General features: G+C 68.8%; 15 protein-coding genes. 9 read left to right on the top strand and 6 right to left on the bottom strand.

The window, feature by feature from the left end; all coding sequences use genetic code 11:
• The first annotated feature begins 10 nt into the window (after positions 1–10).
• From KYC_RS04700 to KYC_RS04690, 3 genes are read left to right on the top strand one after another with little or no spacing between them, the layout of a single operon-like run.
• Positions 11–1,762: a bifunctional protein-serine/threonine kinase/phosphatase gene (locus KYC_RS04700; protein ID WP_008159355.1), complete on the top strand. Its 1,752-nt coding sequence runs from the start codon at positions 11–13 to the stop codon at positions 1,760–1,762.
• Positions 1,763–1,778: 16 nt separating this feature from the next.
• Complete coding sequence (cobA, locus tag KYC_RS04695) at positions 1,779–2,552, top strand: uroporphyrinogen-III C-methyltransferase (RefSeq protein WP_008159353.1); 774 nt, start codon at positions 1,779–1,781, stop codon at positions 2,550–2,552.
• Between the two features lie 13 nt (positions 2,553–2,565).
• A complete protein-coding gene (locus KYC_RS04690; RefSeq protein ID WP_008159351.1) occupies positions 2,566–3,828 on the top strand; it encodes a nitrate- and nitrite sensing domain-containing protein in 1,263 nt (420 codons plus the stop codon).
• 6 nt (positions 3,829–3,834) lie between these two features.
• Here the strand turns inward: KYC_RS04690 and KYC_RS04685 are convergent, their stop codons facing one another.
• The 5 genes from KYC_RS04685 to KYC_RS04665 all read right to left on the bottom strand — a co-directional run bounded on the left by KYC_RS04685 (position 3,835) and on the right by KYC_RS04665 (position 10,762).
• Entirely contained in the window at positions 3,835–5,361 is a 1,527-nt protein-coding gene (locus tag KYC_RS04685; RefSeq protein ID WP_008159349.1) for an MFS transporter, read from the bottom strand.
• Positions 5,362–5,368: 7 nt separating this feature from the next.
• Entirely contained in the window at positions 5,369–6,541 is a 1,173-nt protein-coding gene (locus KYC_RS04680; RefSeq protein ID WP_008159346.1) for an HlyD/EmrA/EmrK family protein, read from the bottom strand.
• Positions 6,542–6,603: 62 nt separating this feature from the next.
• Positions 6,604–8,094, bottom strand: coding sequence for an efflux transporter outer membrane subunit (locus tag KYC_RS04675; RefSeq protein WP_008159345.1), 1,491 nt, complete (start codon positions 8,092–8,094; stop codon positions 6,604–6,606).
• Between the two features lie 73 nt (positions 8,095–8,167).
• Positions 8,168–8,623, bottom strand: a complete 456-nt coding sequence (locus KYC_RS04670) for a MarR family winged helix-turn-helix transcriptional regulator (RefSeq protein ID WP_008159343.1) — start codon at positions 8,621–8,623, stop codon at positions 8,168–8,170.
• A gap of 117 nt (positions 8,624–8,740) precedes the next feature.
• Positions 8,741–10,762: a transcriptional regulator gene (locus tag KYC_RS04665; protein WP_238531884.1), complete on the bottom strand. Its 2,022-nt coding sequence runs from the start codon at positions 10,760–10,762 to the stop codon at positions 8,741–8,743.
• A 137-nt stretch (positions 10,763–10,899) separates the two neighbouring features.
• On the opposite strand from KYC_RS04665, the gene KYC_RS04660 reads away from it, so the two are divergent.
• Positions 10,900–11,748: a class I SAM-dependent methyltransferase gene (locus tag KYC_RS04660; RefSeq protein WP_008159339.1), complete on the top strand. Its 849-nt coding sequence runs from the start codon at positions 10,900–10,902 to the stop codon at positions 11,746–11,748.
• Between the two features lie 246 nt (positions 11,749–11,994).
• Here the strand turns inward: KYC_RS04660 and KYC_RS04655 are convergent, their stop codons facing one another.
• Positions 11,995–13,056, bottom strand: a complete 1,062-nt coding sequence (locus KYC_RS04655) for a LacI family DNA-binding transcriptional regulator (RefSeq protein WP_008159338.1) — start codon at positions 13,054–13,056, stop codon at positions 11,995–11,997.
• 112 nt (positions 13,057–13,168) lie between these two features.
• Here KYC_RS04655 and KYC_RS04650 point away from each other — a divergent pair, with 112 nt between their 5' ends.
• The 5 genes from KYC_RS04650 to KYC_RS04630 all read left to right on the top strand — a co-directional run bounded on the left by KYC_RS04650 (position 13,169) and on the right by KYC_RS04630 (position 19,330).
• On the top strand, positions 13,169–14,191 hold the full coding sequence (locus tag KYC_RS04650) for a TRAP transporter substrate-binding protein (protein WP_008159336.1): 1,023 nt from the start codon (positions 13,169–13,171) through the stop codon (positions 14,189–14,191).
• A 9-nt stretch (positions 14,192–14,200) separates the two neighbouring features.
• Complete coding sequence (locus tag KYC_RS04645; protein WP_008159334.1) at positions 14,201–16,081, top strand: TRAP transporter large permease; 1,881 nt, start codon at positions 14,201–14,203, stop codon at positions 16,079–16,081.
• 71 nt (positions 16,082–16,152) lie between these two features.
• Positions 16,153–16,692: a VOC family protein gene (locus tag KYC_RS04640; protein ID WP_008159332.1), complete on the top strand. Its 540-nt coding sequence runs from the start codon at positions 16,153–16,155 to the stop codon at positions 16,690–16,692.
• A 20-nt stretch (positions 16,693–16,712) separates the two neighbouring features.
• Positions 16,713–17,990, top strand: a complete 1,278-nt coding sequence (locus KYC_RS04635) for a ribulose-bisphosphate carboxylase large subunit family protein (RefSeq protein ID WP_008159330.1) — start codon at positions 16,713–16,715, stop codon at positions 17,988–17,990.
• Positions 17,987–19,330 (top strand): four-carbon acid sugar kinase family protein, encoded by a 1,344-nt coding sequence (locus tag KYC_RS04630; RefSeq protein WP_008159328.1) that lies wholly within the window; start codon positions 17,987–17,989, stop codon positions 19,328–19,330. The genes KYC_RS04635 and KYC_RS04630 overlap by 4 nt, the downstream gene beginning before the upstream one ends.
• Positions 19,331–19,382: the final 52 nt, after the last annotated feature.

Here is a 19,382-nt window from a genome sequence, read left to right as displayed (position 1 = left end):
CGCCCTTCGCATGGACAGCTACGCGCCCGGCGCTCCCGCCGCCTCTTTGAAGGTGGCGGCGGGCCAGCACACCGAAGCCGGTGTCAAGCCCGTCAACCAGGACTTCCATGGGATGTGCGTACCGGGCGAGCCGCTGCTAGGCGCCAAGGGCATCGCAATCGCGCTGGCCGACGGCATCAGCAGCAGCAACGTCAGCCACATCGCCAGCGAAACCGCGGTGGCGAGCTTTCTGGAAGACTATTACTGCACGCCGGAAACGTGGTCGGTGAAGAAGTCGGCCCAGAAGGTGCTGGGCGCAACCAATGCCTGGCTGCATTCGCAAAGCCGCCAGCGCCACGGCCAGGACCAGGACCGGGGCTATGTGTGCACGCTGACTGTGATGGTGCTCAAGGGCGCCACCGCACACATCCTGCACATCGGCGACGCCCGCATCTACCGCCTGCGCGACGGCGCGGTGGAACAGTTGACCGAAGACCACCGCGTCTGGGTCGCCCACGACAAGAGCTACCTGGGGCGCGCCATGGGTCTGGCCCCGCACCTGGAAATCGACTACCACACGCAGTCCGTGGAACGCGGCGACGTGTTTCTGCTGGCCACCGACGGCGTGTACGAACACATCACGGACCAGGACCTGCGCGACGCCGTCACCGCCCACGGCGACAACCTGGACGCCGCCGCCCGCGCCCTGGTGCGGCTTGCCCTGGAACGCGGCAGCGACGACAACCTGACGATGCAGATCGTGCGCGTGGACGCCCTGCCCGCGCGCCAGGCCGGCGAGATCGCCCAATACTCCGGCAGCCTGCCCTGTCCTCCCCTGCTGGACGTGGGGCAGGAATTCGAGGGCTTTCGCATCGTGGACGAATTGCGCGCCAGCAGCCGCAGCCATGTCTATCTTGCGAACGACATCGCCAGCGGTGATACGGTCGTCATCAAGATCCCGTCGCTGGACCTGCGGCACGATCCGGCCTACCTGGAGCGGCTGCTGACCGAGGAATGGCTGGCCCGCCGCATCGACAGCCGCCACGTCGTGCGCGCCTGGCCGCGCACGCGCCAGCGCCGCACGCTCTACACGGTCAGCGAATACATCGAAGGCCGCACGCTGACGCAATGGATGGCGGCCAATCCGCGGCCAGCGCTGGAACCGGCCATTGCGATCATCGAACAGGTCGCGCGCGGCCTGCAGGCCTTTCACCGCCTGGAGATCGTGCACCAGGACCTGCGGCCGGACAACATCATGATCACGCTGGACGGCACGGCCAAGATCATCGACCTGGGTTCCACCCGCACGGCCGGCATCCAGGAACTGGGCGCGCCCGACGACGAACCCGGCCCCGTCCTGGGAACCGCGCAGTACGCGGCGCCCGAGTACTTCCTGGGCGAGGCGGGCACGACCCGGTCCGACATCTATTCGCTGGCCGCGATCCTTTACCAGATGCTGTCCGGGCGCCTGCCCTACGGCGCCGACGCCGCCCGCGCCCGCAGCCGCGCCGCACAGATGCGCCTGACCTACGTGTCCGTGCTGGACCGCGACCGCGAGATCCCGGCATGGGTCGACAGCGCGCTAAGCCGCGCCCTGCATCCGGATCCGCGCGAGCGCACGCCCGAGCTGTCCGAGTTCACCCATGCGCTGCGCAACCCCGGCGCCGCAGCCGGCGGTAGCGAACGCCTGCCTTTGCTCGAACGCAATCCGCTGGCCTTCTGGAAAGGCCTGTGCCTGATCCAGTTCATCGTCATCCTTCTCCTGTTCATCAACACCCCCTGACACCCGGAGCCCAAACATGAAACCCACCGTCTGGCTGATTGGCGCAGGCCCCGGCGATCCCGAGCTGCTGACGCTCAAAGCGGTCAAGGCGCTGGGCCAGGCCGATGTCGTCCTGGTCGACGACCTGGTGAATCCCCAAGTCCTGGACTACTGCCCGCAGGCGCGCCTTGTGTATGTCGGAAAGCGCGGCGGCTGCCGTTCGACACCGCAGGCATTCATCCAGCGCCTGATGCTGCGCTACGCCCGCCAGGGCTTGCGGGTGGCGCGCCTGAAAGGCGGCGACCCCTGCATCTTCGGCCGCGGCGGCGAGGAAGCGCTTTGGCTGGGCAGCCATGGCGTCGCCTGCGAAATCGTCAACGGCATCACCGCCGGGCTCGCCGCCGCGACGTCCTGCGGCATCCCCTTGACGCATCGCGGCATGGCCCAGGGCGTTACACTGATCACCGCCCATTCCCAGGACGGCACGACGCCGGACTGGGCGGGCCTGGCGCGCAGCCGCACGACGCTGGTGGTCTATATGGGAGTGGCGAAATTGCAGGACATGAGCAGCCAATTGCTGGCGGCCGGCATGGCCGCCGACACGCCCGTGGCGATGATCGAACGCGCCTCCCTGTCCGATCAGCGCGAATGCCGCTCCACGCTGGCCGCCATGGCGTGCGACGCGGCCGCCTTCGGGCTGCGCAGCCCGGCCGTACTGGTCATCGGCGACGTCGCCGCCTGCCAGATGTACGGCGCTGCGGACGCGCCCATGCCTCACCTGTCTGAACCCGAACTGCGCCGCAGCGCCTGAATCCGGAAGTCCCATGGCCGAACGCCACATGCCGCCCCCGTTGCGCTTTCTGCTTGCCGCCCGGCGCAGCGAACTCCATGGCCTGGAGGCCTTGGCCAGCACCTGCGGGCTGGTGGTGCGCGTCAGCGCGCTGGTGCATGCGCTGCAAAAGGAACGCGGCTATTCCAACCTGACGCTGTGCAGCCAGCAAGAACGCCTGCTGCCCGTGCTGGCCAACCTGAGCGACGAAGCGTCCGCCGTCGAAATGGACGCGCGGCGCTTCCTGGACGGTCTGGCCGCCGACACCACGCACGCCAGCGGCAAGGCGCGCATGCTCAATTGCATCGCCTTCGCGCTGTTCCGCCTGGACGAGCTGCCCGGCCTGCGCCGCCAGGTGCAAGACCGGTCCATGCCCGCGGAAGACGCGGACGCCCGCTACACCCAGTTGATCGGCAGCCTGCTGGCCGTGGTCTTCGAAGCCGCGGACTCTGCGCTGGATCCGGGCGTCACCCGCATCCTGGTGGCCCTGCTGAACTTCATGCAGGGCAAGGAACTGAGCGGCCAGGAACGCGCTTGCGGCGTCATGGGGTTTACGGCCGGCTTTTTCACCGACGCCCAGAAGGCGCGCATGCTGGGTCTGGCGGCCAACCAGGAACGCAGCTTCGACATCTACGCCCAATACGCCGACGGCGAAGCGCTGCAATGCTGGGAACGCATCCAGCAACATGGCCAGCCCGTGCAGCGCATGCGCGAAATGGCGCAGCGCACGGCCAGCGCCCAGCGCGTGGACAGCGCGCTGGCCGAGTTGTGGTTTGACCTCTGCACCACGCGCATGGACGCCATGCGCGATGTCGAAAGCCTGCTGGCCCAGGCGCTGGCGCAGCAATGCGAACGGCGCATCGCCGAAACCCGCCAGGAACTGGACGACCGGCGGCTGCTGCTCAGCCGCTACACCGATCACGCCAGCGGCCGCGCGCCAAGCATGGTGTTCAGCGTGCAGAGCCGCCTGCTGGATGCGCCGCCCCCCGACGGCGTGGGCAGCGAGATGGAGCGGTCTATCCTGGACATGATGCGCGAGCAGGCGCTGCGCATGCAGCGCGCAGACGATGCGCTGGGCAGCATGCGCGGCGCGCTGGAAGAGAAAAAGCGCATCGACCGCGCCAAATTGCTGCTGATCAGCCAGTACGGGCTGACCGAGCAAGCCGCGCACGAGCGCCTGCAACGCGCCGCAATGGACGGCGGCCTGTCGCTGTCGGACGTGGCCCGGCAGGTGATCGGCCAGCTGGCCGGCAATTGATCTTCCCTAGCGGAAGACCCGCTGCGCCAGGCTGACCACGACGCCGGCCAGCGCCACCGCCGCCAGCACGCGGAAGTGATCCAGATTGGCCAGCAGCGCCGATTGCTGGGTGACCATCTGCGCGATCTGGGCCGTGGCCATCTGCTGCGCCAGGGCCGGATCGGCCACCGTCGAGAAGTACTGGGTCAATTGGTTCAACACCGCCTCAAAGCGCGCGTTGCCGGTGGCGACGCCGCTTTGCAGCGCGTCGTAATGCCGGGACGCGAACCACTGCTGGCCCACCGTCGCCACCATGATGCCCAGCGCCTGCCCGATCTGCGCCAGCATGTTCTTGACCTGCTGCGCGTGCGCGAAGACGGCCGGATCCCGGGTCAGACCCGTGAAGGTGTGCATGGCGGTCGTCGGCATGATGATCATGATGAACACGCCATAGCAGGCCAGCGCGGGGAAGACGTCGGTCCACAGGTTGGCGGTCGGCGTCAGGCGCGACATCAGCACGCCGAATGCAGCCAGCGCCAGGAACCCGGCCACGAAGAACTTGCGCGGCGACGGCCAGCGCGGCAGCAACTGCGACATCACGGCAAAGGTCAGCACGCCGGCGCCCAGCCCCATCGCGAGGAACTCGCCCGCCGTGGACCAGCTGTGTCCAAGCGCGCGCTGCAGCATCACCGGCACCAGATAGCCGTTGGCGCCCAGCATCAGGTAGCACAGCATGAAGAGCGCCAGACCGCTCAAGAAGCGCGCCTCTTTCATGCCGCCCAGATTCAGCAGCGGCGCGCCGTTGCGCGTTTCCGACCGCACGAAGCAGGCCAGACCGGCCAGCCCGCCCACGGCGTACAGCAGCAGTAGCCAGCGCTCGCTGAAAAAGTCGTAATAAGACCGCTGCAAGGCATGCAGCAGCAGGAAACTGCCCAGCCCCAGCGCGGCGATCGGCAAAAGACGCGCCTGCCCCGCGACGGTCGCCCCGCCCTCCCGCCCCGGCATCGAGCGCGCCACCGGTATCATGGCCAGCAGCGACAACACCGCCACCAGCCAGAACATCAATGGCCAGCCGTCATGGTCCACGGCAACAGACGCGAGCCACGGCGCCAGCGCCGTGCCCGTGCACAGCCCCGTAGCCAGCGCCTTGATGCCATGGAACCGCGCCGGGCCCGGCGGAATCAGGTTGACCGTCAGCCGCGACGACGTGAGCATCGCCGCACATCCGATCGCCATTGCCACCCGCCCCAGCAGGAACCCCGCCGCATCGTGCGACACGGCGCACACCGCCGCGCCGGCGCCCGCCGCGGCCAGCGACGCCAGCAGGTAGCGCCGCAAACCCAGGCGATGCACCAGCCAGCCCTGCAGGGCGATCATCACCACCGCCACGCAGGCGTAGATCACCGCGATGGTGGTGTATTCCTCGGGACTGGCGCCGATCTCGCCCATGATGGGCGCGGCGCCGAACGTGGCCATGCCGTTCTGCAGGAAGTCGATGAAAGTGAGCGCGCCGATGACCAGCAGGAGCGCGACCGGAGGCTTGGGCTGGGACATGGCCGGGTCAGAGATTCGCGTCGATGATCGCGCGCACCTGCACGTCGGCTTCGGCCAGTTCGTCGGCGTACACCGCCGTCGTGTAGGCCTGCGCCTGCCCTGCCGCCGCGACCAGGCGCTTGCCTTCGCGCGCTTCGGTGTCCACCTCCACCCGCATCGACAGGCCCAGCTGCAGCGGCTGGGCGGCCACCTCCGCCGGGTCGAGTTCGATCCGAACGGGCACGCGCTGCACCACCTTGATCCAGTTGCCGGTGGCGTTCTGCGCCGGCAGCAGCGAAAAAGCGCTGCCGGTGCCGGCGTCCTGGCCCAGCACGCGGCCGTGATACACCACGCCGCTTCCGTACAGGTCGGTCGTCAGCCGGACGGGCTGGCCGATGCGCACGTTGCGCAGCTGCGATTCCTTCAGGTTGGCCGTGACCCACAGATGATCCAGCGGCACCACCGACATCAGCGGCGCGCCCGCCGCCACGCGCTGCCCGACCTGCACGCTGCGCTTCGTGACGACGCCGCCCACGGGCGCCGGGACCCGCGTGCGGGCCAGCGCCACGCTGGCGTTGCGCAGCTGCACGGCGGCGGCCTGCACATCCGGATGGGATTCGACCGTGGTGCCGTCGATCAGCGCATGGTTGCGCTTGAGCTGCTCGCTGGCGGCGTTCAGCGCGGCGCGCGCGGTGCGCACCGCCTGCTGCGCGTGGACCAGCTCCTCGCCGGGGATGGCGCCGATCTTCGCCAGCGCCGAACGGCGCGCCACATCTTCCTGGGCGCGCGCCAGGTCGACCTTGCGCAGTTCCACATTGGCGCCGTCCTGGCCGGCCATCGCGAACTGGCCGCGCACCTGGCGCACGGTGCGCGCCAGTTGCGCGCGGGCCGCGTCCAGCGCCAGCACCGCGTCCACGCCGTTCATCTCCACCAGCAGCGCGCCGGCCTCGACCACATCGGTGTTGTCGGCGCGGATCGCCGTCACCACGCCGCCGACCTGCGGAGTCACTTGCACCACATTGCCTTCTACGTAGGCGTCTTCGGTCGATACCCAGCGGCCGTCGGCGTACGCCGAGTAGGCGCCTGCCAGCATCGCTACGGCCAGGATGGCCGCAGCGCCGGCGGCGGCCTTGCGCGCCAGCCCGCCGCGCGGCCGGGTTTGGGTGGAGGGCGGGTTGGCGGCGGCGGATTCGGTCTTCATGGCTTGCGGTGAGGATTCTGTAGAAGTTCGGGCGGACGGGGATCGGGCGGGGCCGGACAGGTTCACGAGACGCTCCCGGCCGGCTGCGCCGCAAGCGCGGCTTCGGGCGCGTAGCCGCCGCCCAGCGCCCGGATCAACTCCAGGTGCAGGGCGCGGCGACGCGTGTCCAGCTCGATCAGCAGCTGTTTCTGCTGCAGCACCTGTCCTTCAGCGGACAGCACCTGCAGATAGCTGCCCACCCCATTGCGGTAGCGGGCGGTGGCCATGTCATACGCTTCTTGCGTCAGCCGCAGGGCCTCGCGCTGCTCGCTGGCGCGTTCGGCCTGCCAGCGCAGCGACACGATCTGGTCCACGACGTCGTGCAGCGCGGCGACCAGCGTGCCGTTGTATTGCTCCACCGCCGCGTCGTATTCGGCCTGGCGCGCGCCCAGGTTGCCGCGCAGGCGCCCGCCGTCAAAGACCGGCAAGGTGATCGCCGGGCCGACGCCCAACACACGGCTGCCCGCGTTCAGCAGATCCGACAGGCCCAGGCTTTGCAGCCCGGCGAACGCGGTCAGGCTGACGTTGGGATAGAACTGCGCGCGGGCGACCTTGATGTCCTGGCTGGCGGCCTCGACGCGCCAGCGCTGCGCCACCACGTCGGGGCGGCGGCCAATCAGGTCGGCCGGCACCGTTGTGGGAACGGCCGCCGCGTAATCGCCGCGCAACGCCGGCCTGCGCACCTGGACGCCGGCGTCCGGGCCACGGCCCACCAGCGCCGCCACCTGGTTGCGCGTCAGCGCAATCTGTTCGTTCAGGGCCGCGATGCGCTCGCGCGTGGCAGGCAGCGCGGCTTCGGCCTGCTTCATGTCCAGGCGGGAATCCAACTGGGCGGCTACGCGGCGCTGCGTCAACTGCAGCGTGCTTTCGCGCTGGCGCAGCGTCTGCTCGGCCAGGTCGCGCGACAGGTAGGCGGCGTCCAGCTTCAGGTAGGCGCGCACCAGCGACGTCGTCAGCATCAATTCCGCCGCATGCCTGTCCACCTCGGCAGCCTGCGCGCGCTGTAGCGCCGCGTCCAGCGCGGCCTGGTTCTTGCCCCAGAAGTCGATTTCGTAGCCGACGCGCGCCTGCAGATCCGCCGTCCAATCCCAGGAGCCCGCCAGCGGCTGAGGCGTGGTGCTGTTTTCGCTGAAGCGCTGGCGCGTGGCGCGGGCAGCGACGTTGCCCTGTGGCGACAGGGCCGCCCCCGCCACACCCGCCAGCGCATCGGCCTGCCGCACCCGGGCCGCCGCCGCCCGCAGGCTGGGCTGCTCCGCCAGCGCCGCGCGCACCAGTTCATCCAGCTGCGCATCGCCGAAGGTCTGCCACCAGGCCTCTGTCGGCCAGGCGGCGGGCTCTACGGTCGCCTCTTGCAGCGACGCGCTTGCCGCCAGCGCGTTGGCGCTGTCCAGCCGGGCCTGCGTCTGCAGGCCGCCGGTGCCGGCGCAGCCGGCCAGCAGCAGCGCCGCCAGCGGCAGGCCGAGGCCCCGCAGCAGGCGGGCGGGTTTCGCGAGAGGACCAGAAGGGACTTGCATGGTGACGCCTTTTTAATGCCCAGGCTGTATATGCCTAGGCAGATAAATAATCAAAAAAAAGCGGGAACGGGCATCAGCCCGATCTCGCATTGACCAGAATGCGGGACAGCAGCGCGTGCAGCATGCTGGCGTCCGCTTCCGAGAAGCCGCCCAGCAGCCGGCGAAACGCCACTTCGGTGACGCGGCGCGCCTGCGGAAAGGCGGCCTGGCCCTGCTCGGTCAGTTCAAGCAGCGAGCTGCGGCGGTCCGCCTCGTTTTCCACGCGGCGGATGAAGCCCTTGGCGACGATGCGATCCAGCAGCCGGGTCATGGCGCCGGAGTCATAGGCCAGCACGCGGCACAGATCGCTGAGCGTACGCCCCCACCCTTTGACGATGCAGTTCAGCACGACGTACTGCTGCACCGTGATCTGCAAGGGAGCCAGTTCACGATCCAGCGCCTCGTGGATGCCGGTGCGCACGGACGTAATCATGAAGCCAAGTTCGCCGGAGCAGAATTCATCCAGCACGGAGGGAGTTGCGTTGCTCATGTCGGGCCTGGCGCAATGCTGTCGGAAATCAATGCCCGAATATTAACTGCCTAGGCAGTTATATCGCAAGCAGATTCTGCAACCGGGCTCGCTCGGGGCTGACTTCAGCCTTTCCTTTCAACCGATGCCGATGCGCCTGGCGCCCTCGCGGAATACCGCCTGGGTGTCGGGGGTCAGCCGGAACGCCATCAGAAGGTCGTCCACGCGGTACGACGGCGCCGCCTTGCGGATTAACGGCAGAAAGCCGAGCGCTTCGTCCTGTTTGCCGGCCAGCGCCAGGCAGCAGGCGGCGATCGCCAGGATGTGCACGTGCGCATTCGGACGCGCGGCCGCCTTGACCGCCCAGCCGGCGGCTTCGTCGATCCGGCCCAGGCGCATCAGCGCCAGCGCGCGCACGGCCAGCATGCCAAACAGCAGCGGATCGAAGGGACTGAGGTGGCGCGAATGGTCGGACGAGCCGATGGCCGCCTCGGCGTCGCCCGACTGGCAATTAACGAAGCCCAGCGTGTAGTGCCCAAGTGCGAAGTTCGGGCTCAGGTCCACCGCGCTGCGCAGTTCGGTCAGCGACTGTTCCTGGCTGCCGCGCAGCCACAGCGCCCGGCCCATGGCCCAATGGGCGGCGGGATCGCGGTCGTCGGCGATCAGGCCCTGCCCGGCGGTTTCGAACGCCATGTCGATGGCCGGCGCCTGCTCGCCCCAGCGCTGGAAGGCGGTCTGCCAGTGCGTGAAGGACAGCCCCGCGTAGGCGCGGGAAAACGTCGGGTCCAGCCGCACCGCCATTTCGAAGAAGTGCCGCGCCTGCTCGTTGTCGGTACGGTTGAACCGGTACATGTGCCACAGGCCACGGTGGTGGGCCTGCCACGCGTCCAGGGAATTCGGCGGCGTCAGGATGGCGCGGTTGCGCTCGGCGGCTTCAATCTCGATTTCGATAGACGCCACGATCCGGTCGCTGATCTCGTCCAGCGCCTGAAAGGCGTCGTCCAGCTTGTGGTCGAAGACATCCGCCCAGACGATGCGCGCGGTTCGCGATTCGACCAGCTGGACCTCGACGGCGACGCGCTGCCCCTGCCGCCGCAGCGATCCGCTGACGACATAGTCCACGTTGAGGGTGCGCCCCGCCTCCTCGGGCCCCACGCTGCGCTGGTCCAGGGCGAACACCGTGCCCTGCGCGATGACGAACAGGCTGCGCAGCTTCGCCAGCCGGGCGATGACATCGAAGGCCAGGCCGTCCGCCAGCCCTCCGCGCACGCCCGCCTGTGTCGACCGGTCGGCAAACGGCATGACCGCGATCGACGCGCGCCCCGTCCGTTCCGGGACATCCGCGGTGGCGGCCGGCGCCTGTGCGGGACCGGCGGATTCCAGGCTTTGCGCCGGGCTCGCCCGCCGGGCCCGGACATCCCGCCACGCATCGCGCAGGGGCCGCCAGTCCAGCCCTTCGGCCTCGAAGGCGCGCACCGCCGCGGCCAGGTGCTCTTCGCCTTCGCGCCACCGGCCGCGCATTCCCAGCGAATCCAGCAGGCGTTCGTGGACGTGACGGTCGAAAGGCGCCAGCTGAAGCCATTTGTCCAGGCACGCGAAGCGTTCCTCGGAACCCGCGGGCAGACCCGCAGCCAGATGCTCCAGCACGGCCGCATGGCAGGCCCGCAGCCGCCGCCGCTGCGCGGTCAGCCAACTGTTGAAGAACGGGCTGCGGCCGATCTCCAGGCCATCCAGGAAGTCGCCCACAAACAGCGCCGCCAATTCGCGCAGCCGCTCCAGGCCGGCCTTGTCGATGCCCTGCTGCATGGCCTGCCCGATTTCGAGCACGTCGACGCGGCAATCGGCAAGATCCAGCCGCACCGTGTCCTGCGCGGTCTCGATCCGGCGGCGTCCCGGCTCGTCCAGCAGCGCGCGCGCCTTGCTGAGGCACCAGCGCAGTTCGCCGCGCGGATCGTTCGGAATGTCCCAGAGCAGTTCGCACAAATGCGCGCGATTGACGGCGTGCGGCGCCAGCGCCAGGTACGCGATCAGCGCGCGCAGCTTGCGCGACGGCGGCAGCGCCAGCGCGGCGCCTGCCCGGCTGACCGCCATGGACCCCAGCATGCGCACGTGGATGGCCATGCCGCCGGATTCCACCGCGGATTCCACGGCGGCTACCACGCTCGCCTCCACGCACGGTTCCTATCGTAGGCATCGGGGAGCACGGCGCGCGAATGCCTTCGCCGCGCTGGTTGCAGAACCCCGGCGCGTAGGCAACGGATGCCCCCGCGCACCCACCGCTTTAATGGAGACACACCATGTCCATTTCCGCCCTTGCCACCAGTGACGTGCGCGAAACCGCACAGCCGGACCTGGCCGCCGTGAAGTCCCGCCAGCACGGCACCTGGTCCTCCGGGGACTACGCCGTCGTCGGCACCACGCTGCAGATCGTAGGAGAACAGCTGTGCGAATCCCTTGATGTCCGCGCCGGTCAAAAAGTACTGGATGTCGCCGCCGGCAACGGCAACGCGACGCTGGCCGCCGCGCGCCGCTGGTGCGACGTCGTCTCGACCGACTACGTGCCGGCCCTGCTGAGCCGCGGCCGCGAGCGCGCCGCCGCCGAGCGCCTGAAGATCGAATTCCAGGAGGCCGACGCCGAGGCGCTGCCGTTCCCGGACGCGTCGTTCGACGCGGTCATGTCGACCTTCGGGGTGATGTTCACGGCCGACCAGGACAAGGCCTCGTCCGAATTGATCCGCGTATGCAAGCATGGCGGCAAGATCGGCATGGCCAACTGGACGCCGGACGGTTTCATCGGCCAGATCTTCAAGACCATCGGCAAGCACCTGCCGCCGCCTGCGGGCGTCAAGTCGCCCGCGCTGTGGGGCACCAAGGCCCGCATCGACGAAATGTTCGGGGCCCAGGCGTCCTCGATCAAGGCCGAGCCCCGCCATTTCGTGTTCCGCTATCGCTCGCCCGAGCACTGGCTGCAGGTCTTCAAGACCTACTACGGCCCGCTGCTGAAGGCGTTCGGCGCCCTGGAACCCGCGGCGCAGATGGCGCTGACGGCCGACATCACGGCGCAGATCGAGCGGTTCAACCGCTCCGGCGATTCGTCGGTGGTGGTGCCCAGCGAATACCTGGAGATCGTGGTCACCCGGCGGTGACCGGGCGCCGATCCCGTTTCGCCGGCAGTCCGGGCCATCCATGAGGCCGGCAGGCAGGAAGTGATCCATGGCGCAGCGCCTTTCACGGCCGTCCGCGGGCCCGCCCGGACGGCCGATGTTTAGCAACCACATTAGGGTAGGCAATGGCGCGCCGGCCACTGCCGGACTGGGTGCGAGCCCATAAGCGGAATCATACGCCCGCGGGGAGCTGGGTGGCTGACACCGCCCAAGGCCCGCCGCCCTTCCCTACGGCAGGTTTTCCCGGAAAATCACCTGGCTGCGCGCCAGCTCCACCCCGTTCATCGCGCTGCGCTTGTCGCGCAGGTTGCTGAAGATGCGCACGCAGCTCATCAGCGCCTCCATCGGGCTTTGCGTAATGACCGCGTCCATCGTGCCGTCGATCAGCAGCGCGCGCGTGTCCGGCGTCAGGCCGTGTCCGATGAAAACAACCCGGTGCTGCTGGCCTGCCTCTTTCAGCGCGCGCGCCACGCCGTCCGATGCCCCGCCGATGTTGTAGATGCCGGCCAATTGCGGGTATTGCTCAAGCAGTTGGCGTGTCTGCTCGTAGTTGCGCTGCGCATCGTCATAGCCTTCGCGCAAATCGACCACCTGCATGGCCTGGAACTGCTCGGCGTAGAGCTGCAGAAAGCCGCTTTCGCGCTCTTCGTGGGCGCGATAGTGCCGGGACCCCGCGATCAGCGCCACATGGGCTGCGCGCGAGCCGATGAAGCGCGCGATCAGGTAGCCGGCCGTGCGCCCCGCGGCGCGGTTGTCCAGCCCCACGTAGGCCGTGCGGGCGCAGTTGGCGATGTCGGAAATCAGCGTCACGGTGGGCACGCCCTGCTGCGCCAGCGCATTCACGGCCTCGCGCACCACCGGATGCTCCAGCGCCATGAACGCAATCCCGTCGGCCCGCTTGCCATGCTTGGCCAGCGCCTGGGCCAGCGCGTCGGGGTTGAAGCTGTCCACGTATTCGACCTGGCACTTCGCGTTCAGCGGAGCGAAGTGTTCGTGCGCATAACCCACGGTGTCGCCCAGCATTCGCAGATAGCGGTTGCTGCCGCGCGGCAGCAGGAACACCAGGCGCATGGGTTCGGGCGTGGCGGCCGCGTAGACCTCCTGCTCCGGCAGGTAGTCCAGTTCAATGGCCGCCTTGAACACCTTTTGCGCGGTAGCGGCGCGCACGCCGGGACGGCGGTTCAGCACCCGGTCGGCGGTGGCGGTGGACACGCCCGCGCGGGCGGCCACATCCGCCAGACGGGCGAGCTTGCGTTCGGGGGGAGCATTATTCACATCAAAAACCATCATGAATAAGATTTGACGATGTTAGCGGCTATTCACTATTGTCCACTCTGCCGCATGGCTTAGGCGTATTTGTGGCACATCAAAAAACATCATAACCAAGATTATGGAGACAACCATGAAGCTGCTGACACGCCGCAGTGCCCTGCGCCGCCTTTGCGCCGTTCCCGCCCTTGCCGTCGCCGGCGGCGGCTTTCCGCTGATCGCCCGCGCCGCCGACTTCACGCTCAAGTACGGCAACAACCTGCCGGTGACGCACCCGCTGAACATCCGCGCCCAGGAAGCGGCCGAACGCATCCTCAAGGAAAGCAACGGTCGCGTCGACATCAAGATCTTCCCGAACAACCAGCTGGGCGGCGACACCGACATGCTGGCGCAGGTGCGCTCGGGCGGCATCGACTTCTTCACGCCGTCCGCCCTGGTCATCGCCACGCTGGTGCCGGTGGCCGCGATCAACGCGGTCGGCTTCGCCTTCAAGGATTACGACCAGGTCTGGAAGGCGATGGACGGCGCGCTGGGCGCGCACGTGCGCGCCGCCATCGCGCAGCGCAAGCTCTACGCCTTTGAAAAGATGTGGGACAACGGCTTTCGCCAGACCACCAGCAGCAAGGCGCCGGTCAACACCGCCGCCGACATGGACGGCCTGAAGATCCGCGTGCCGGTGAGCTCGCTGCCGATCTCCATGTTCAAGGGCCTGGGCGCCGCGCCCGCCAGCCTGCAGTTCAGCGAGGTGTATTCGTCGCTGCAGACCAAGGTGGTCGACGCGCAGGAAAACCCGCTGCCCATCATCCAGGTGGCCAAGCTCTATGAAGTGCAGAAATACTGCTCGCTGACCAACCACATCTGGGACGGCTACTGGTTCATCGCCAACGGCCGCATGTGGGAAGGCCTGCCCGCCGACCTGAAGACGGTCGTGGCGCGCGGCATCAACGAGGCGGGCCTGGCCCAGCGCGAAGACATCAAGAAGCTCAATGCGTCCGTGCAGTCCGACCTGGAGGCCAAGGGCCTGCAGTTCAACCAGCCGTCCGCCGACACGTTCCGGCAGCAGCTGCGCACCGCCGGCTTCTACAAGGAATGGCAAGGCCGTTTCGGCGACGAGGCCTGGGGCTTGCTGGAGCAGTCCGTCGGCAAGCTGGCCTGAGGTCGCGTCATGTCCTCCCTGTCCGCTCCCCACGCCGCGGCCCCGGCGCTGCCGGCCAACCCCATGCGCCGGGCGGCCGGCGCGCTCGACAAACTGCTGGGCGGCGTGGTCGAACACGTCGCCGCGGCCATCGTGCTGGTCGAGATCATCGTGCTGTTCGCGGGTGTCGTGGCGCGCTATGCGTTCCACAGCCCGCTGGTCTGGTCCGACGAGCTCGCCTCCATCCTGTTCCTGTGGCTGTCGATGCTGGGCGCGGTGGTGGCGCTGCGGCGCGGCGAGCACATGCGCATGACCGCCCTGGTGAACAATGTGAGCCCGGCGCGGCGCGCGCAGCTGGAAACGGCGGCGCTGGCCGCCTCGCTGGCCTTCCTGCTGCTGATCCTGGCGCCCGCCATCGAATACGCGCATGAAGAACACTTCATCATCACGCCCGCGCTGGAACTGAGCAACGCCTGGCGCGCCGCGGCGATCCCCGTGGGCATGGGCCTGATGGGCGTGATCGCCCTGCTGCGCCTCTTGCGCACGCAGCCGCTGCCGCAGGTGCTGACCGCGCTGGCGGGCGTGGCGGCGGTGGTCGGCCTGTTCTGGCTGGCGCAGCCGCTGTTTGCGGGCCTGGGCAAGCTGAATCTGGTGATCTTCTTCGTCGGCATCGTCGCCGCCACGGTGTTTTCCGGGGTGCCGATCGCCTTCTCGTTCGCGCTGGCCACGTTCTCGTATCTGGCGCTGACCACCAATACCCCCATGGTGGTGATGGTGGGCCGGCTGGACGAAGGCATGTCCCACCTGATGCTGCTGGCCGTGCCGCTCTTCATCTTCCTGGGATCGCTGATCGAGATGACGGGGATGGCGCGCGCCATGATCCAGTTCCTGGCCAGCCTGCTGGGCCACGTGCGCGGCGGCCTCTCGTACGTGCTGATCGGCGCCATGTACCTGGTGTCGGGCATCTCGGGTTCGAAGATCGCCGACATGGCGGCCATCGCGCCGGTGCTGTTTCCGGAAATGCAGAAACGCGGCGCCAAGCCCGGCGACCTGGTCGCCCTGCTGTCGGCCACCGGTGCGCAGACCGAAACGATTCCGCCGTCCATCGTGCTCATCACCATCGGGTCGGTGACGGGCGTGTCGATCGCCGCGCTGTTCACGGGCGGCCTGCTGCCCGCGGTGGTGCTGGGCCTGGCGCTGTGCACCGTCGTCTGGTGGCGCTACCGCAAGGAAGACCTGAGCCTGGTCCAACGCTTCACCTTCAAGGAAATCGGCCGCTTCTTCATGATCGCGCTGCCGGCCGTGGCCCTGCCCTTCGTGATCCGCGCCGCCGTGGTCGAAGGCGTAGCCACCGCCACCGAGGTCTCCACCATCGGCATCGTGTACTCCGCCGTCGTGGGCCTGCTGATCTACCGGCGCTTCGACTGGGCGCGGCTCAAGCCCATGCTGATCGAAACCGCCTCGCTGTCGGGCGCCATCATGCTGATCGTGGGCTGCGCGACCGCCATGGCTTGGGCGCTGACGCAATCGGGATTCTCGGGCGACCTGGCCAAGCTGATGGCCGGCATGCCCGGCGGCAGCTACGGCTTCCTGGCGGTGTCCATCGTGGCCTTCATCATTCTGGGCAGCGTGCTGGAAGGCATCCCCGCCATCGTGCTGTTCGGTCCGCTGCTGTTCCCGATCGCAGTGCAGGCCGGCGTGCATGAGGTTCACTATGCGATGGTCGTGATCTTCGCCATGGGCATCGGCCTGTTTGCGCCGCCCTTCGGCGTGGGCTACTACGGCGCCTGCGCCATCAGCCGCGTCGACCCCAACGAGGGCATCGGCCCGATCTGGGGCTACATCGGCGCGCTGCTGATCGGCCTGGTCATCGTCGCCGCCTTCCCCTGGTTCTCTATCGGTTTCCTGTGACGCGAAGCGGCCCCGCACGGCGGGGCCGCGCACTCCCGTCTCTACGCCACCCCTTTTAAGAAGATTCCAACATGAGTCGTTTCCTGGGCGAGATCCGCCAACTCGGTTATGTCGTGCACGACATCGAAGCCGCCATGGACTACTGGAGCACCACGCTGGGCGTGGGCCCCTGGTACTACAACCCGCGCGTGCCCATCGTGAACTACCAGTACGACGGCGTCGGCTACGAGCCGCACAACTCGGTGGCGCTGGCAAATTCCGGCTTCGTGCAGGTCGAACTGATCCAGACCCGCAACGATGTTCCTTCCATGTACCGCGACTTCCTGCAAGCCGGCCGCACCGGCCTGCAGCACGTCGCCTACTGGACGGAAAGCTACGACGCCGACCTGGAACGCCTGCTGGCGCAGGGCTTCAAGCCCAAGATGAGCGGCGAAGTCGGCGAAAAAGGCCGCTTCATCTATTTCGACACCGAATACCACCCCGGCACGGTCATCGAACTCTCCGAAGTGGCCGGTCCCAAGGGCCGCCTCTTCGACCTGATCCGCGAAAGTTCGCTGAACTGGGACGGCAAGGACCCGGTCCGCGCCTTCCCCGACCTGACCCGCCTCTGATACGCCCCAGCCTCGCCACCATGAATTCCCAATCGTTTACCGCCACCTACCTGATCGAAACCCCCATCGACCCCGCCCGGGTCGCCGAGGTCATGGCCGGCGAGCAGTCCTGCGGCACCTTCACGCGGGTTCAGGGCGAAACGGACGAGCTGCGCGCCCGGGCGCGCGCCCGCATCGAATCCATCGAAACCCTGGAATCCGTCGACGCGCCCAGCCTGTCGAACGCCTACCTGGCGCGCCAGCTGGGCGGCATGCCCGGCAAGTATCAGCGGGCGCGGGTGCGCATCGCGTTCCCCGTCGCCAACGTCGGCGCCAACCTGCCCACGCTGGCGGCCACGGTGGCCGGCAACCTGTACGACCTGGGCGAAGTCACCGGCCTGCGGCTGGAAAGCATGGAACTGCCCGCCAACTACCGCGCCCACTTCGACCTGCCGCAAGTCGGCATCGCCGGTACGCGCGCGCTGACGGGCGTGGACAAGGGGCCGCTGGTGGGCACCATCATCAAGCCCAACGTAGGCCTGTCGCCTGAACAGACTGCGCACCTGGTCGCGCAGCTGTGCGCGGCGGGCGTGGACTTCATCAAGGACGACGAGGTCTGCGCCAACCCCGCCCACGCCCCGCTCGCCCAGCGCGTGGCGGCCGTGATGGCGGTGGTGCGCGCACACCGCGAGCGTACCGGGCGCAACGTCATGGTGGCGTTCAACATCAGCGACGAGACCGACGCCATGCGCCGCCACGCCGACCTGATCGAGCGCGAAGGCGGCAGCTGCGTCATGGCCAGCCTGAACTGGTGCGGCTACTCCGCCATCCAGACCCTGCGCCGCAGCACCCCGCTGGCCCTGCACGGCCATCGCAACGGCTACGGCGCGCTGTCGCGCCATCCGCTGCTGGGCATGGGATTCCAGGCCTACCAGACGCTGTGGCGGCTGGCCGGCGTGGATCACATGCACGTGCACGGCCTGCAGGGGAAGTTCTCGCAGGAGGACAGCGAGGTCGTCGACTCCGCGCGCGACTGCCTGGCGTCCCTGACGCCGGGCATCGACGACGCCGTCATGCCCGCCTTCTCCTCCGGCCAATGGGCCGGCACAGTGCCCGCCACCTGGGCCGCGGTGCGCAGCGACGACCTGCTGTTCATGTCGGGCGGCGGCATCCTGGCCCATCCCGACGGTCCGGCGGCGGGCGTGCAAAGCATCCGGCAGGCCTGGCGCGCGGTACGCGACAACCAGCGCCTGGAAGACTACGCCCGCAACGCGCCCGAACTGCGGCGCGCCCTGGACTTCTTCGGAAACCGCGCATGACGATGGACGAGCGCAGCGTCCCCGCGCCGCGGGTGTGCTGGTACGGCGACGACTTCACCGGCGCCACCGACACGCTGGCCGAGGTCGCCCGCGCGGGCCTGCGCGGCCTGCTGTTCCTGGGCGTGCCCACGCCCGCGCAATTGCGCCGCGCAGGCCCGCTTGACGCCATCGGCATCGCCGGCGCCGCGCGCGGCATGGCGCCCGCCGAGATGGATGCCGAACTGGATGCCGTCGGCCGCTTTGCTGCGGCCTCCGGCGTGCGCGTGCTGCACTACAAGTGCTGTTCCACCTTCGACAGCGCCCCGCACGTCGGCAGCATCGGCGCCGCCGTGCGCACGCTGCGTCGCCACATGCCCAACCCGCTGGTGCCCATCGTAGGCGGACAGCCCAGCATCGGGCGCTATTGCAGCTTTGCCCAGCTGTTCGCCCGCGCGGGGTCGGCGCCCGAGATCCACCGGATCGACCGGCACCCCATCATGAGCCAGCACCCGGTTACGCCCATGCACGAGGCCGACCTGCGACTGCACCTGGCCGCACAGGGCCTGTCCGGCATCCGGTCCGTGCCCCATATCGACTACCCCCGCGCCGCGGATGCGTCCACGCTGGACGGGTGGATCAACCATCTGATCGAAACCGCCGACGGGCCCGCGCTGCTGGACGTCGTGGACGACGCTCAGCTGGCCGTGATCGGCCGCCTGCTGTGGCGCGCCGCGCAACGCGCGCCGTTGCTGGCGGTGGGCCCCAGCAGCGTGCAGCAGGCGCTGGCCCGCGCCGCGCCGCAGGAATCGGCGGGCCAATCACAGGCCGCAGCGCTAGGCCGCGCCGACGGCCCCGTGCTGGTCGTTGCGGGCAGCCTGTCTCCCGTCACCGCCCGGCAGATCGCCGCCTGCGAACACTATGTGCGCCAGCCGCTGCAAGTGGAACGGCTGCGGACCGATGCGGAATACGCGTCCGCGCAGGCGCAACTGGCCGCCGCCACGCTGGCCCAGGGCCGCAACGTGCTCGCGCACACGGACAGGCCGTCCGGCGCGCTCAACGCGCAGGACACCGCCGCCACCGCCCGCGCCACCGGCCGCCTCGTATCGAACATCGTGCGCGCCAGCGCGCAGGCCGGCAGACGCCTGTCGCGCATCGGCATCGCCGGCGGCGACACGTCCAGCCAGGCCACGCTGGCGCTGGGGCTGTGGGGGCTTTCGTTCCGCTGCGTGCTGGCGCCCGGCGTCGCCGTCAGCGTCGCCCGCAGCGATGATCCGCTGACCGATGGCATCGAACTGATGCTCAAGGGCGGACAGATGGGGGGAGATCGGTTGTTTGACGAGCTGGCGGCGGGCGGGGCTTGACGCACGGGTGCGCCCGCATCACACCGCGCGGGCGCATCGGCGGCGCAAATCC

The organism is Achromobacter arsenitoxydans SY8, assembly GCF_000236785.1.
Taxonomy (GTDB): domain Bacteria; phylum Pseudomonadota; class Gammaproteobacteria; order Burkholderiales; family Burkholderiaceae_B; genus Achromobacter; species Achromobacter arsenitoxydans.
This window is presented reverse-complemented; position numbering and strand designations above follow the sequence as displayed.